The organism is Paenibacillus sp. J22P218, from assembly GCF_056269195.1.
The window spans coordinates 1,338,877-1,354,921 of sequence record NZ_JBWDNL010000001.1 but is presented as its reverse complement, the minus strand read 5'-3'; the positions used below and the strand labels follow the sequence as shown (position 1 = coordinate 1,354,921).

Annotated in this window: 12 protein-coding genes; 1 reads left to right on the top strand and 11 read right to left on the bottom strand. The window is 49.2% G+C overall.

Features of this window, described 5'->3' with window-relative positions:
• Window positions 1-65 precede the first annotated feature (65 nt).
• Window positions 66-2,327 carry an outer membrane protein assembly factor BamB family protein gene (locus AC0YN0_RS05460; protein ID WP_475820355.1) on the top strand — a complete coding sequence of 754 codons (2,262 nt, stop codon included), beginning with the start codon at window positions 66-68 and terminating at the stop codon, window positions 2,325-2,327.
• Between the two features lie 62 nt (window positions 2,328-2,389).
• On the opposite strand, the gene AC0YN0_RS05455 is transcribed toward AC0YN0_RS05460, so the two are convergent.
• The 11 genes from AC0YN0_RS05455 to AC0YN0_RS05405 form a co-directional block, all read right to left on the bottom strand.
• A complete protein-coding gene (locus AC0YN0_RS05455; protein WP_475820354.1) occupies window positions 2,390-2,842 on the bottom strand; it encodes a GNAT family N-acetyltransferase in 453 nt (150 codons plus the stop codon).
• 115 nt (window positions 2,843-2,957) lie between these two features.
• The gene (tatC, locus tag AC0YN0_RS05450) at window positions 2,958-3,689 is read right to left on the bottom strand and encodes a twin-arginine translocase subunit TatC (RefSeq protein WP_475820353.1); all 732 of its coding nucleotides are present in this window, start codon (window positions 3,687-3,689) and stop codon (window positions 2,958-2,960) included.
• A complete protein-coding gene (locus AC0YN0_RS05445; RefSeq protein WP_475820352.1) occupies window positions 3,689-3,919 on the bottom strand; it encodes a twin-arginine translocase TatA/TatE family subunit in 231 nt (76 codons plus the stop codon). Before AC0YN0_RS05445 ends, tatC begins: the two co-directional genes overlap by 1 nt.
• Before the next feature lie 85 nt (window positions 3,920-4,004).
• Window positions 4,005-5,642, bottom strand: coding sequence for a PhoX family protein (locus AC0YN0_RS05440; RefSeq protein ID WP_475820351.1), 1,638 nt, complete (start codon window positions 5,640-5,642; stop codon window positions 4,005-4,007).
• An 83-nt stretch (window positions 5,643-5,725) separates the two neighbouring features.
• Window positions 5,726-6,364: a polysaccharide deacetylase family protein gene (locus tag AC0YN0_RS05435; protein WP_475820350.1), complete on the bottom strand. Its 639-nt coding sequence runs from the start codon at window positions 6,362-6,364 to the stop codon at window positions 5,726-5,728.
• 84 nt (window positions 6,365-6,448) lie between these two features.
• Window positions 6,449-7,375: a carbohydrate ABC transporter permease gene (locus AC0YN0_RS05430; protein ID WP_475820349.1), complete on the bottom strand. Its 927-nt coding sequence runs from the start codon at window positions 7,373-7,375 to the stop codon at window positions 6,449-6,451.
• A 15-nt stretch (window positions 7,376-7,390) separates the two neighbouring features.
• Window positions 7,391-8,284 (bottom strand): ABC transporter permease, encoded by an 894-nt coding sequence (locus tag AC0YN0_RS05425; protein ID WP_475820908.1) that lies wholly within the window; start codon window positions 8,282-8,284, stop codon window positions 7,391-7,393.
• Window positions 8,285-8,469: 185 nt separating this feature from the next.
• The gene (locus AC0YN0_RS05420; protein ID WP_475820348.1) at window positions 8,470-10,167 is read right to left on the bottom strand and encodes an ABC transporter substrate-binding protein; all 1,698 of its coding nucleotides are present in this window, start codon (window positions 10,165-10,167) and stop codon (window positions 8,470-8,472) included.
• Window positions 10,168-10,317: 150 nt separating this feature from the next.
• Window positions 10,318-12,081, bottom strand: a complete 1,764-nt coding sequence (locus AC0YN0_RS05415) for a sensor histidine kinase (RefSeq protein ID WP_475820347.1) — start codon at window positions 12,079-12,081, stop codon at window positions 10,318-10,320.
• 20 nt (window positions 12,082-12,101) lie between these two features.
• On the bottom strand, window positions 12,102-13,685 hold the full coding sequence (locus AC0YN0_RS05410; protein ID WP_475820346.1) for a response regulator transcription factor: 1,584 nt from the start codon (window positions 13,683-13,685) through the stop codon (window positions 12,102-12,104).
• Between the two features lie 218 nt (window positions 13,686-13,903).
• Entirely contained in the window at window positions 13,904-15,982 is a 2,079-nt protein-coding gene (locus AC0YN0_RS05405) for an alpha-glucuronidase family glycosyl hydrolase (protein WP_475820345.1), read from the bottom strand.
• Window positions 15,983-16,045: the final 63 nt, after the last annotated feature.

Genomic DNA, 16,045 nt, shown 5'->3' with positions numbered 1-16,045 from the left:
CAGAAACTTTTTTCCGCAACTTCACGTCTAAATGGAAAAATATCCAATTTCAAGGGAGAGTTCATATGGATAGTCCTCATCGCCAGCCACAACGGTTACGTATCATTCTCATAGTCATGCTTATCTCCGCTCTTCTTCTGACGATCGGGTGCAAATCAGAAGATCTGCCTGTTGCTTCCCCGTCCACTGACGCGACACCCAAGCCTACTCTTGCGCCGACGGCTGCGCCGCTTCAATTGCTTACGGTAGACGGCCAAGTGACACTCAGCTCCCTAGCACCGATCTTCGCAGGAGAAGCAGACACTACGTCAATCCCGCTTGAAGCCAGTCACTACGGCAAAGCTGGCGATACATTCAAAGTGTCCGAGCAGCGAGGCGAATGGATTGCCTTCACTACCGATGAAGTTGGGCTCATCCGGCTACCGATCTGGTACGGTACAGACGCCGCCAAGGAGATTCGGGTAAGTCAACCGGTCAAGCTGAATGTGAAGCCTGGTGCAAAGTATTCTTTATTCCCCGGCAGCACGTTGGCAACGGACGGCATTCATCTTGGCGAGTCGATCTACAGCGCTATCCGCTGGAACGACTGGTACGGCATTCTTCAATCGCCGGTTAACCCCTATGGTGAATATCAGCCCAATCGTCCTGTGTTGCTATGGATCCCTTCTGCACAGATTGAATCGAGCGAAGGCGTGCAAGGCGGCATCCTTGATGCGAATAGTTCGCTCCCGATTACCGAAGCAATCTCCATTATCGAGGCTGTTATATCCAAAGGAACGGATGCAGAAGCGGTGAGACAGTTGCTGGGCGAACCGAATATGATCGAAACGTCGCGCAATATGAGCACGACGGATGAAGCGATGCGACTTGGCGTTACATGGCGCTATGAGCTGGGAGAAGTCCATTTTACGATTACGTTTAATAAGGAGAAGAAGGTTGTGGAATGGAGTCTGATTCAGACAGCAACCTTAGATGAACATAAGAAATTAAGTAGTTATACGTATCCTGCGGAATACATGCACGAATACCGGGAACTTCCGCCAAGCTCTACCAAAGCTGTGAATTGGACATGGCGCAACGAATACAATCTAGGTTATACGTACTTGCAAGCTGTTACGGATCGCATCCTGCTGCTCAAAGGGGATGACGGCGGTTATAGCGGCATGCATAATAACGGAGGTCTGTACGCGGTCGATCGGAAAACCGGCGAGACGTTGTGGCGGATTGATGCGGGGTTTGGCGGTTTCAACGCTTACTTGGACAGCGATAACGACCATGCCACCGTGTTCATTGACTATGATCCCGTTACACAACAATACGTAAATCGCTTAAGCCGCGTGAAGCTGTCAGACGGCAAGCCCGTATGGACATATGACAGCACAAAGCTGGGTGAGCCCTTCAGTGTGGCCAGAGCGCGAAACACTATTATCCTCTATACCGGATCATCCGTTCCCAATGCCGAAGGCAAGATTATCGCCCTTGATGCTGTGACCGGTAAAGAAAGGTGGACCAAGTCAACGAATGACAGCTATGAGATTATAAACGATAGTGATCGTTATGCCGCCATTATGCTTATTCAATACAATACATTGCAGGCATTCGATCCGCTTACGGGCGAACTCATGTGGGAAGAAGCATCGCAAGGCACACAAGCCGAGCCGGCAAGCTATTATTCGCGCCCGTTCATCGAGTCGCCAATCAACCCCTTCGAGCCGGAGAAGACCGATCAATGGATTATGCTTGGCAATGAGATCCTATTAGTGAATACGAGCACGAAAACAAAGCAGGTTAAAGCGAGGTATACGATACGCGACCATGAATTCGTGTTTGCGCTCGAGGGACAATACCTGCTCATTCAACAGCCTGCAGATGACAATACGGAGGTCGAGCCGACGCAGTATAAGTCAGCGTTATACGACGCGGTAAACGGCAAGACGTTATGGTCTATTCCAGGCAAAGCAGCAGGAGCGGTCTTCGATGGCGATGTCGTCTACATGACCGTGGATGGCATACCAACGGCTGTTAGCCAAGCAGATGGCAAAATGCTATGGAAAACGAAAGAGTCCTCTTTCACGGGTTCGGTATCCTACTACGGAGCAAACAAGTTCATCGTGCTGGATAACAAGCTACTGCTTTCTTACGGCGAAGATCTATTGCTCCTTGACAAGCAAACCGGCAAGCAATTGAACCGATTACAGGACGTCATATTAGGGTATCCCGACTTGCGCTTAAAGGACATTTTGAATGGCTTAATCAATCGTAATGGCGATGAGCTGTATATCGGCTCAAGCAACGGCTACTTCTCGCGAATGAAGCTAGACTTCTAATAACGATTACACATACAAAAAGAAGCTGACTCCTGCACTGGAGTCAGCTTCTTACTTTAATATTACAAATCCTGAGACAGCCGAACCATATCGATAACTTGGATACCGTTCTCGTAGATCGGCTCATGATAGTGGCGGATAAAAAAGTCTCTATCGATGCCGACCATTCTGAAACCGCATTTCTGATAAAGCGCCAGTTGGCCGACTCCCGAATTGCCCGTTCCAATCTCGATTGTCTTGTAGCCAAGCTGCTTCGCGGTGTCAATCGCATGTTTGACCAGCTGCTTGCCGATTCCTTGCCCCTGCTCGCTCTCGGCGACTGCCACATTCACGATCTCGATAGTCTCCGGCCGAGTAGGCAGCAACACATACACCCCTATAATCAAACCGCCGTCTTCGGCAACCATACATTGACCCCGGTTCAAATATTCGTTCACCAGCTTCTCCGAAGGATCGGCCATCAGCAGCAGTTCCATCGGCGGAGGCTCGCGGTAAGCCAGCATTCTAATTTGCATCCTATACTCTCCTTGCCCATTCAGTCGCTATGGTATTCTAGCTTCTCCTATACGCTTGTTATTAAGACGTAGTTGGGAATGGCAAGGTTTCAAATAATTACTGGCAAAGCCTCTCTCAAGCTGCGGCACTATGCGTGAGCTGCTTGCGATAGACGAGCTTAGAGATCGTAATGCTAATCTCGTATAACAGGAATAGAGGCACAATAACGATCAGATCGGATAAAATGTCAGGCGGCGTTATCGTAATCGCAACAATAGCCAAAATAAAATAAGCAAGCTTGCGCGCTTTCGCCAGCCTCGTCGGATTCAATATCCCAAGCTTCGTTAGAAACATAACGATCGCCGGCATCTCGAACAGCAACCCGAACGGGACAGTCATATGGATCATAAAGGTGAAATATTTATCCGCCGTATACATCGTATTGAAATCTCCGGCAGCCATCTGCGTCATGAAATGAAGAACCATTGGGAAAAGGATGAAGTAACCAAAGCAAATGCCAATAATGAACAACAGGCATATGCTGGGTATGAAAAGTAGCGTTGCTTGCTGCGCTTGCTTCGGTACGGCCGGCTGCACGAACTTCCATATTTGATAAGCTGCGATCGGCAGCGTAATTGCGATCGCCACGACTCCCGCAATCATCATATACACCCATACGACATCCGACGGTCCCAGCAATACGAGCTGGTGATCCATATCTCGCACGAGCCAGCGGTAAATATCCTTGACATAAATGAATGCTGCGGCCATCGCAACGACGAATGAGACGAGCGTGCGAATCAGACGCTGCCGCAGCTCGCCTAGATGTCCGATCAGACTTTGCTCATTCGGATTCGCGTTCGCCATTATTTGCTCGATACCGCCTGCGCTTGCGCGTCCTGCGGTTCTCCGTCTTTGCGTTCTTCTGTGCCGTTGTCACCGCTGCCGTTAACAAGTCCGCGCGTAGCACTCTTGAATTCCGTTAGCGTCCGTCCGAAGGCGCGGCCTAGCTCAGGAAGTTTCGAAGGCCCGAACAAAATAAGCGCAATCACCAATATCAACACTAATCCCCCGATACCAATCTGACCAAATGGCATATGAATCTCTCCTTATTATCAGAACTTTAATAACCACCTCAGCCGCAGTCTCGTTCACGTACGGCTGGGTGGCTTTAATCATTGATTAACCAAGCTTGAATCCGCTAATCGCGACGACTGCGCATCTTGCTTTGCTGTCGCCGGCGCGGTGAGGCCATCTGCTCGTCGGATTGTTCAGATCGGTCGTATTCTCTCCCGGATGCTGCACCGACAGGAACAACGTCTGCTCGTCCGGCGTGAAGAACGGACCGGTCAGCTCGCTCTCTACCGGCGCCGATGCGAACTGGAGCGCGATCGCCTGATCAGGTCCGCTCGTCGGAATAACGAACAAGCCGTTATTCTTGAACGGTTTGTGCACGCCTTTATTTTGGCTGCTGCTGGAGATGTCGGTTACGACCCACAGATGCCCGTTGGAATCAAACGCCAGGTTGTCCGGCGAGCTAAAGCCCGATTGGCGGCCGCCGGCGGCGAAAATTTCGAAGTCGAACGTTAGCGAACCAAGATCGTTGTCGGTCTCGAATATACGCGTAATATGCCCATGAATATTGCCATGGTTGTCGTTGTTCGTGTGACAGATGAAGATGGTATTATCGAAAGGAGAGATTTCGATATCTTCCGGACGATCTGTCGGCGTACCGCCAACGAGAAGAGCCGCTTCCTGGCAATAAGTGACGACGTCGCCTTGCGTGACGTATTTCTTAAGCAGCTCAGGCTTGTCCTTCACTGCCTTCTGCACCGCTTCGAGCGTGACAGGCGCCCATTCGCCTTTCTTCAGGTTAGCTACGTATAGCGTGCCTTCTTCAAGAAGTGCGGAGTTGCCGCGTCCAAGCGACTTGTTGTACTTGCCCTTGGATATAAACTTATAGACGCAAGCGTCCTTCTTGTCATCGCCCATATAGACGACTACGCGGCCGTCCTTCGCGATGCCCATTGCCGTGTTCTCGTGATTGAAGCGTCCAAGCGCCGTATGTTTCTTCAAATACTTCTTGTCGAACGGATCGATCTCGATGACCCATCCGTAATGCGTGTCAGGCAGGCTGGAAGCGGCTGCCGTCTCGGCGAAGTTCTCCTCGCATGACAGAACCGTATTCCACAGCGTAACGCCGCCGGAGCAGTTCGCGAACGTGCCAATTGCCGTCGTTGCCCCGCCAAGAGCCGCAGCGCCTTTGGCCGGACCGGTCAGATCAAACTTCGTGTATCCGTTTATTCTGCGAGCGTGGGATGAATTAATGTCCATCTTCCATACGCCTTTATCATCGCGATACACTTCGATAACGGACATGCCTTGGTAATAAAGATTGTTGTGCAGTTGCTCCTTCGTCATCTTGCCGTCCTTAACCGGGCCGATGGAGAAGATCGTGCTATATTCATGGTTATTGACGAGAAGCCCTCTTACATTAGAGCCCTCAAGCGGGAAAAAAGCGTTGTAGTCGCAGCCGGAGCCGAAACGCTCGCCTGCTGCATTGATGACATCGTCGAATGCCGCTACAACGTCATATTTGAAGTTTTTGGGGAGCAGAAGCTTATCTTCCGAGGATGGTGCAATCGGCTCGAAATAGCCGCTGACACGATTCGTGTTGAAGCCAAAAAGGTGATCAGCCGTGGATGACATCGCGGAAGCTTTGCCATTCAATGTTCCGAGGCCGGCGGAAGCTGCCGCCAGGGCAGCAGCGCCCGTACCTAAGTAAGACAGAAATGTTTTACGGTCAATCGTTTTGTTCAACTTGTCCACTCCTTATTCATCATTTGATCTACAAGATCAAGTGTAATAAGGAATTGTTAGTGTAATATCACCTTCATTTGTAACTATTGTAAATTGGCATTATTATTAGCCGATTCGAGCAGCTCGCTTACCGTCACAAACTGGTAGCCCTGCTTCTTCAAATCGATCAATAGCAGCCTTACGGCCCCCACCGTCTGCGAACGATTGCCATACCCGTCATGGAATAGGAGTATGCCGCCTTCCCTCACTTGCTCCATCGTCTTGTTTACGATATGGTCCACGCCGGGATTCGCCCAATCACTCGCGTCCATATTAACGGCGCCGATCATCCGATAGTTCATACCGGCCGATTCTGCAGCTACGTCTTCGTCGAAGTCGATATAAGGCGGCCTGAATGTCGCCGGGCTGCTCCCCGTTAATTCCTTGATCAAGGCATCCGTCCGCTCGAGCTGTTCCTTGCGCTCCGCAGGGGCAATCTTCGTTAAGTGAGGGTGGTTATAGGTATGATTGCCAATCTCATGTCCTTGACTATGAACCTCTCTAGCAACATCCGAATAAGCCTCTATTGAACTTCCTATCATGTAAAAGGTCGCCTTCGCTCCGTACTCCGCCAGCACCTGCAGCAATTGAGTCGTATACGTCTCATCCGGCCCATCATCAAACGTAAATGCAAGCAGACGTTTCTTCGTCGCCACTTCATGAATAATACCGTTAATCGCCATACCACTAACCACCATCCCTATCTTCTAATAGCAGAAATAGCCTGTCAGCGACAGGCTACTCTAACTGCATCTGATATTCTACTATTAACCCTTCACACCGCCAAGTGTCAAGCCTTTGACGAAATAACGCTGAAGGAACGGATATACCATGATGATCGGCAAGCTTGCTACAATCGTCATTGTTGCCCGAATCGAAGTTGGCGTTACATAATTGCCGCCGCCCTGACTGGCATTCGCTGCCGCTCCTGCCGCGTCCCCGGTGCTGACGGCAGCGTTGGAGTTTTGCAGCATTTTCATCAACTCGTATTGCAATGTACTTAGCTCGACATGCGAGGAATTGTACAAGAACACGTCAAACCATGAATTCCAATGATACACCGCTGTGAACAACGAAGTAGTCGCTAGAACCGGCATCGACAATGGCAGAACGATGCGAAGAAAAGTTGTGAACTCGCCCGCTCCATCCATTCTGGCCGACTCCAGGATGCCCTCCGGTAATCCTTCGATGAATGAACGGATAACAATAATATTGAATACGCCGATAATGCCTGGAATGATGTACACCCAGAAGGTCCCCATCAAATGCAGATCCCGCACGAGCAGGAAGTTCGGAATCAAGCCGCCGTTGAAATACATCGTCAGAACGAAAGCAATGGATACGAATTTGCGAAGCACGTATTCCGGACGGCTGATCGTGAACGCGACCATGGCCGAACAGAAGGTCGAGATTATCGTGCCGATCACCGTACGCAGCACCGAGATACCGGTTGCGCCGATGATTGTCGCTTCATTGAATACATACTTGTAATTGTCCAACGACCATACCCGCGGCCAGAAATAGATGCCGCCTCGAACGGAATCGCTCGCATGGTTAAAGGAAACAGCCATCATATTGATGAACGGATAGATCGTGACGATCATGAGCAGGATCATGAACGTAATGTTAGCCGCATCGAACAGCCGGTCTCCCGGCGATTGCAAACGTTTATAGCTTGTTTTTGCGTTAGCCATGATGGATCCCCCTTTCTAGAACAGCCGTTCTTGCCCGAACCGCTTAGCCAGAGCGTTCGCCGAGAACAACAGAATGATGCTAATAACCGTCTTGAATATGCCTGCCGCTACCGACAACGAATAGTTTCCTAAATTCATGCCGTATTTCAGTATGAATATTTCGAGGTTTTCCGAGAAATCGATATTAAGCCCGTTGCCAAGCAAATATTGAGGCTCGAAACCTGTCTCCAATATTTGACCAAGATTCAGAATAATCAAAATAATGATGACGGATTTGATACCAGGCAATGTGACATGCCAGATGCGCTGGAATCGGCCCGCTCCATCTATTTCTGCCGCTTCGTATTGAGCGGGATCGATCGTAGTCATGGCGGCTAGATAAATAATCGTATTCCAGCCTACGTTTTTCCACACTTCGGATGCACCCATAATACTCCAGAAATACTTCCCTACGCCCAGCCATAAGATCGGCTCATTGATTAAGCCTAAACCTAACAATATCTCGTTTATAATTCCGCCGTCAGCAGACAGCACGCTTTGTATGATCGTCGCAGCGACGACCCAAGATAGGAAATGAGGTAAGTAACTGATCGTCTGAACGACCCGCTTGAACATGACATTTCGCAGTTCATTAAGTAATATGGCAAGAATGATAGCCGTTACAAATCCGAGCACGAAGTTGATTAAGCTCATCGCTAACGTATTGCGCAGCACGAGAAAAAAACGCTCATCTTCAAACATAAATTTGAATTGCTTGAGTCCAACCCATTCCTGTTCGCCGAACGACCTTCTAGGCTTATAATTTTGGAATGCTATTGTCCAGCCCCAGAGCGGTACGTACTTGAATACGAACAGCCATAACAGGAACGGGATCGACATGAATACGAGCGTACGCTGCTTCACCAGCATTTTTAGAAATCGGACTGCTTTAGCAGGCTCTTTTAGAGGCAAGCTGACGCTATCGGATGTTTTCATTTCATTGTGAATGGACAATCTAATCGCTCTCCTCTCTCGGCGTCAGGCAGGGAAGAAGGAAGGGGCAAAGCCGTTAACGCTTGGGCTTGCCCAGCTTTGCCCCACTTCTTCATGCTTCATTAACCTTTAATTTTCGCAACTTTTTTCTTAATCTCTTCCGTCATCGTTTTTTCATATTCGGCAACAGTAAGCTTATTGTATTCAGCTACATACTCATCCCATAGCTTGTCGAAATCAGATGCCGGAGCAAGAACGATTTTGGCAAAATATTTGCGAAGCAAATCTGTTTTCTTAACGCCATAGATTTGAGCATCCGATCCTTGCTCCAGAGCGATACTCCATGCTGGGTACCAAGGGCGTTCATCTGGTGCAGCGAACATCTCGGCATACGTTTTCACGCCGTATTTCTCTAAACGTTCCTTCTCCGCTGCCGAATACGATGCTTGCGCCACTTCAGGCTGTCTGCCTGGATCGACTGCATTGCCGTCAGCGAACGACGAGCCTTGACCATACATTGGCCAGTAGTATTCGTAGTAGCCAATACCGCTTTCTCTTTTGTAGTCGTTATTTTGCAATTGAGCAATTTGCTCAGCTGTACGATACAGACGGCCGTTCGCGTCTTTCGTATAATGTTTGCCTTCAATACCCCAACGCGTAAGAAGCTGGTTCTCGTCGGTCAAGAGATTATCGAAGTACTTAATGATACGTTCAGGATCTTTAGCGCTTACCGTAATTCCGATACCGCGGTTGTTAACGAATGATGCCGGTTCCAAATATTGATCTTTGATGCTGCCATCGAATACGATTGGAAGCGGGAAGTACTCAAGATCATCATTGCCGTTAGCCTTAAGCGTTTGCGTAGCTTGGTTGATCTGCCAGCCGTAATCGAAGAAGCCTAGTACTTTACCGCCTGTCAGCTTCGCCAAGTATTGGTCGTAGTTGTCTACGACAGAAGACTTGTCGAACAGCTTCGCTGTATTCAGATCGTTCAGCGTCTTCATCCAACGCTTCGTATCTTCGTTGTTGCCGTATACTTTGGCATCCATCGTAGCCAAATCGACTTGTACTTCGCCGTCGTTCGGGTAACCGGCCATGTGGTTCGGAGGATTCGTAGCCGCGAAGAAGCGCCAGTCATGCGTCAGCGTCGTCATGCCGATCAAGTTCTCGTCTGCATGAGCTGCAGCGTAGTCAGTGATGAGCTTGATGTACTCGTCAAGCGTCTTCACCTTCGGATAACCGGCTTCCTTCAGTACGCGGTTTTGAATCCAGAAAGCGCCTTGATCGATGTTCGGTGCAGGGATGAATTCACCAACAAGCGGGCTGAATGGCAGGAAGTAGATGTTGCCGTCTTCCGCTTTCATCAAGTTGTAGTATTGTTCGTATACACGTTTAATGTTAGGAGCGAATTGGTCGATCAGATCGTTCAGCGGGATTAGCGCTTCCGCTTCAACAATTTTGTCGATGCCTGCGTCAGGCGAAATAACATCCGGGTATTCGTTACTAGCGATCATCGTTCCGATTTTTGTATTCAAATCGCCAACAAGAAACTCCATTTTAAAGTTTACGCCCGTTTGATCTTCAAGAACTTTGCCGACTTCGGTTTTGTTCGAATCGGTGTCTTTGTTCGCAGTTGCGTTAAAGTACGTGAACGTCACTGGCTCCGGTTTCGCTGCCTCCGGTTCAGCCGTTGCAGCGTTGTTTGCAGGGTCATTCGTTGCGGCAGGTGTGTTGTTGCCGCCGTTGTTGCTCGAGCAACCGATCAGCGAGATTGCAATTACGGATGCGAACGTTGCCATCAGCCATCTTTTTTTAGTCATACAAGTTGTTTCCCCTTTCGCTATCTTGTAATTTGTAAGCACTTTCAGTGTATAAGAGGATGGCTGCGCTGTTTACCTAGCAAACTTTATGTTTTACTCTCAAAAACTTATATCATTTTGAAAACGCTGTCACTTTTTGACCATCTGAGGTCAAATGTCATGATTTTCGGCTATCACAATCGTGATTTCGGTCCCTTGACCCGGCTCGCTCTTGATTTGGAAGTCTGCCTTGTCTCCATAAAATCCTTTGAACCGCAAATAGACGTTACGCATACCTACATTGTCAGAAACCGCATCATCCTTATCAAGTCCAGCGAGCATGTGCGCTAGCTTCTCCTGGGGAATGCCTACGCCATTATCCTTAATTACATAGGCAAGCCCCGTTGCCCTTCTCTCGATATGGATGTGTATCCATCCAGCCTCCTTGAGCGGTTCGATCCCGTGAATGCTTGCGTTCTCAACAAGCGGCTGCAGCGTCATCTTCGGAATCATCGTGGAAAGTACACCTTCTTCGGCATGAATCGTATAGTTCAACTTGTCGCCGAACCGGTATTTCTGAATTTCAAGGAAACACGCGACAAGGTCTAGCTCGTCCATGAGCGTAATCCAGTCCTTGCCCCAACTAAGCGATTTGCGGAAGATCTTGGCCATATTATGAATGATCTTCGCCGTCTCAAGCTCGTCCTTCATCAAGCTTCGCATCCGAATCGTCTCCAATGAATTGAACAGGAAATGCGGATTGATCTGGCTTTGCAGCGCATGAAGCTGCGATTGATTGCGGCTCAGCTGAAGCTCTTTCTTCTGAATGTCGGCGATATAGACATCGTCGATCAAAGACTTGATCTGCCGTGTCATCCGATTAAACTCCTCAGTGAGCTGGCCGATCTCATCCGCTGACGGGGGATCGTTGATCGTCTCAAACGAATGGTTCTTCACCCGCTTCATCTGCTTAAGAATGCGGACAAGCCGATCGCTTAGCGACCGAGTGAACCATACGAGTATAAGCGTCGGAACGAGAATATTGGCAATGGACATATACACAACGAATAGCTTCGATTTGTTAACGTCCTCCAGCACCTCGCGCTCCTTGAACTCGCCAACGATTTTCCAGCCATCCAGATAAGTAACATTGCCAAAATCTTTTTCCAGCACGATCATTTCACCGGAGGAATCCGGCTGGTCATAGTGTATGCTTCGTCCACTTCCGTCATTAAGCGGCTGCTTCGGATCCGACGAATATTGAATTTCATTATCGCGAATTAAATAGACCGTTCCCTCGAGCGTAACGTTTTGCAGCATTTCTCTTATCGTTTGGGGATGCATATCGATCTTAATCAGCTTTTCTACCGTACCATTAACACCAGAATCGACCATTTTCCGGATGATGCTCAGCGTATTAGGCGCTAGTCCCGGATACTCAGGATCATTGCGTTCCAGAGCCGGCTGCGCCGACAATTTGCTCATCACGCTTTTGTACCAATTTTGCTCACGAACGTGACTGTTGATTCTTTGCACGCGCCCGCCATATAGAATCGTATCATTGGTGGAATAGATCGTGACCGCCTGAATAGCCTCATACACCGGACTGTATTTATCAAGCAAGTTGATCATATACGTATGGTAATTTTCTACATAATCGGACTGATTGCTATACTGTCTCTCAATATACTCATTCAATAACGTGTCATTGTATAACACGGTCGATATGCCTACCGCCGACTCGATCTGATCATTAACTTCATTTCGTATTTGCTCAAGCCCCCGGTTGATATCAGCCAGCTTCTGCTTCTTCACGCTGCTCGTCGTCAAGTTAAAGAAGATGACGTTCGTCAACACCACCGGGATGAATACGGCAAGGATGAACACGATGACCATTTTATTGCGCAGCCGAATATCGTTCATTCGTTGGAACATGCACTCACCTACCGACTTTATTATGTTTTGCTGCGAGCAATTAACGCTTGCTTATATTCCGTTGGCGTCTTGCCTTCAACCTTCTCGAACTGGGTGACGAAATAATCGGCGTTGCTGAAGCCAACCTTCGCTGCGATCTCATATACTTTGCAGTCGGTCTGTCTGAGAAGACGCTTAGCTTCCTGCACCCTAAGACCGAGCACATAATCATTGAAGTACACCTGATATGTCTTCTTGAACAACTGGCCTAAGTAAACGGGATTCATATAAAAAAGTTTGGCTATACTCTTAAGACTCATATTCTCCCGATAATTCGCATCAATGTACAGCTTGATCTTATGAATGCCTCCGCTTGCCTTCTCGCAGCGCAGCTCGCTTAAATATTCGGCGCTTTCTTCGATGAAGTCGAGGAACAGCCCCTTCACGCCAGCGGCCGTCATCGGACGCAGCGTCCAGTCCAAAATCGGTTTCATCGAACGCAAATGGCTTTCTTGGCCATCCATTCTAGAGATAATCCCGGCTATGCTTAACACGCATTTGGATAAAAAAGCATTAACGGATTGCCCCGCTAAACGATCGTATTGAAAGGAATGAAAGGCGGCGTCCACCGTCTGCTTGACAGCCGCGAGGTCATTCTCCTCTAATTTATCTATGAGGATATCGGCTAATTGAGCGTCGGCATCCTTGTACTGCAAAGTTAGCAGCATCGCTTCTTCCGCGAAAATAATCTTTTGATCCCCTAGCGCAAGCTTGCGCAGCATCGCCTGACGGGTGCTCTCGTATGAAGCTTTCAGTTGCTCCGGCTTGCGGAAGGGGATGCCTGCATAAAGCTGTAATTGTGCCTCATCTGCATACACCGCAAGCTCGCGAATCAACCTGTCCGCGAGCCGCTCCCATGAATGCGAATAAGGACCAAGCAGGCCGGAATGAAGAAACATACCAAATGCATAGCTGCCCCGATCATGGATAATCATATCAGGAGGACTGCTTAAGAACGTTAGCGCCGCAAGCTTCAGCTTCTCCAGATTGGCAATCGCTTGCTGCTGCTCCTCCTCTGGCGCATTATTTCTCTCGACTAACAAATAGCGATACTCATGGCCTCCCTTGCACAAGCCAAGCTCCAGCACAAGCTCTTCATTTCGTTTCTGATCGAGATTCCCATGCAATAACTGATCCAGTAAATCTACCGCATTTCGCTCTCTAATCGCTTCCTTCTGCTTCGAGGATTGCTCCAGCTTGACCGACAGCCGCTTCAGCGTCTCGATCATTTCGTCCTCGTCAATCGGCTTCAGAATGATGTCTTCTACGCCGTATCTCAGCGATTGCTGCGCATACGAAAAGTCGTTATAGCCGGTAATTACGATAAATTTCGCCTGCGACAATCGCTCTTCTTTCACTAGATTGATCAATTTCAAGCCGTCAATAACCGGCATCCGAATATCCGTCACGACTAAATCAGGCTGAATGTCTTCGATTAGCTTCAGCGCTTCTTCTCCATCAGACGCTTCTGCTACAATCGTATATCCGAGATCCTGCCAAGGAATAAGGACTCGCAAGCCTTTCCGCGCAAAAACTTCATCATCGACGAGAATGACCTTTTTCATCCTGCACCACTCCCAGCTAAAGTTATGGATTCATGTAAACGCATACAAAATGTTCGAGCCCCGCAATTCAGAAGCACCGATTATTATAACTTCTAGACGGCATAGGCGTAACCCTAAAATGATTAGTTTTTGGTGCAAAATATTTAGAATCTTTGCTTTCCTTTTCAGAAAGCAGAAAAAAAGCCCAGGAAAGATACTCCTGAGCCGTTATTATTTACTTAATAGATCGTTCTGCCTTGCGTATCGGCAATGCCGGATTTGCGGTAGAAATAAGTGTTCAGCATATCGCGCCATTCCTTTGCATGATCCGCTTGCTCGCAGAGCCGCTCCCACACTAGCTTATAAATTTCCCCATTAACATCAGCTTTTATGGTTTCCCATCTCGCGACTAACAACGCCGCGCGCTCCGCGCCTTCGAAGCGCGTATCATAAATATGCTGGATGACGGTTTTGCCGGAATGAAGAATATGCGTATAAGGGACATGATGGAAGAACAGCAGCAGCTCATCCGGACATTGCTCAAGCGTCTCGTATTTTTCAAATTGACGCGTTGTATATTGCCCCGAGTAACCCGTTCCCGAACGAACGGTTCGATCAACGCCAATACCGTAGCAATCCGCGAAGTGGTATGTGCCCCACTTGGAATACTCATAGCCGTCTACGTTCGGGCCGTAATGATGGTTAGGATTAACCATCCAGCCAACTCCAAGGGGCGCTGTATACGACTCATAGATGGAAATCGAATCAAGCAGCATCTCGGTTATCGTGCGATTCACTTCCGGGTCGTTCCCGAACGTCATGGCCGTCCATTCTGCCGCAATTTCGTCCGCGCCTAAGGAAGGATTCCACGCCAGCCTTGCAAACCCGTACAAATTCGCCCCGGCTAGCGGATGTCCCGTCCAGCAGTCATCATTGCCCACATTGGATACCGCAGCCATGCCCCCGAGCTTCCTGCCGAACAGCGCTCCGCTTGCAGCAGACGCAACGGTTGAGCCTTCGCCTCGCGCGAAGGTATCGAACTCCAATACCTCTTTCCACTGCGGGACGAGATAACATAAATGACGCTGTTGTCCGGTATACTCCTGCGTAATCTGCAGCTCAAGCAGTTGGTTCGTCTCCGCCAACCCGCCGAATAGAGGCGATACCGGCTCGCGCACTTGAAAGTCCATTGGACCGTTCTTGATTTGAAGCAGCACGTTATCGCGGAATTGTCCATCCAGCGGCTTGAAGTGATCGTATGCCGCACGCGCACGGTCCGTCGATCGATCGCGCCAATCCTGCAGGCAATTGTAGACGAAGCAACGCCAGATCACATTCCCTCCGAATGGAGCAAGCGCATCCGCCAGCATATTCGCGCCATCCGCATGATTGCGGCCGTACGTGAATGGTCCCGGCCGGAATTCGGAATCGGCCTTAACAACGAAACCTCCGAACGTCGGCACGAAACGGTAGATCTCTTCCGCCTTCGCAGACCACCACGCGGCCACACCAGGATGAAGCGGATCTGCCGTATCCAGTCCTCCGATCTCGATCGTGCTTGCATAGTTGACGCTTAAATAAAGTCGAATACCGTAAGCGCCGAACAGCTCGGCTACCTTGGCAACGTCCGGCAGGAATTGTTCCGTAATAAGCTTCGTTTCCTCACGATGGACATTGACATTATTGATTGCAACGGCGTTAATGCCCACGGAGGCAAGCAGACGAGCGTAATCGCTAATTCGCGTCATATCGGCTACAAAGCGATTGTCCTCGAAAAAGATACTATTGCCCGCATATCCTCGCTCAATCGTACCGTCCATATTGTCCCAATGATCAAGCATCCGCAGCCCGTTAACCGAACTCTCCCGAATGAGCACCTTCTCTAAAGACTGTCCCGTCTGCAGCAATCGCAGCAAGTGATAAGTACCGTACAACACACCGTTATCGGACGCCGCAACGATCTGTATCGGTCCGCTCTCCTCCGCATAGATCGTGTAGCCGTCTTCACCCGTCTCCTCCAAACGGAAATCCACAGGCAGTGTGCCGACTTCCAGCAGCGGATCACTTCCGCGGACACCGGCGATAATCCCTTTGAAGTCCGAACCCGCTTCAACACTGCCGATTATTCGCGGCTGCTTGCCAAGCAATGCAGCCAGCGCGTGACCAATCTCCTCTCGAGCCGTTCGTATAACAGGCGAATCGCCGATCATTAGCAGCTGAGAGCACCGTTTCTCATAGGCGTCCCGTTTGTAAGCGTCTTCAATATAAGTAAACCGAAGCCATCCCTCATAGCCTCTGCTTCGTCGCTTTGTCGTCATTTGTTTCTTATGCCTCCTATCGATTCGTATTTATTCATAATAACGAAATGTCGATCATACACA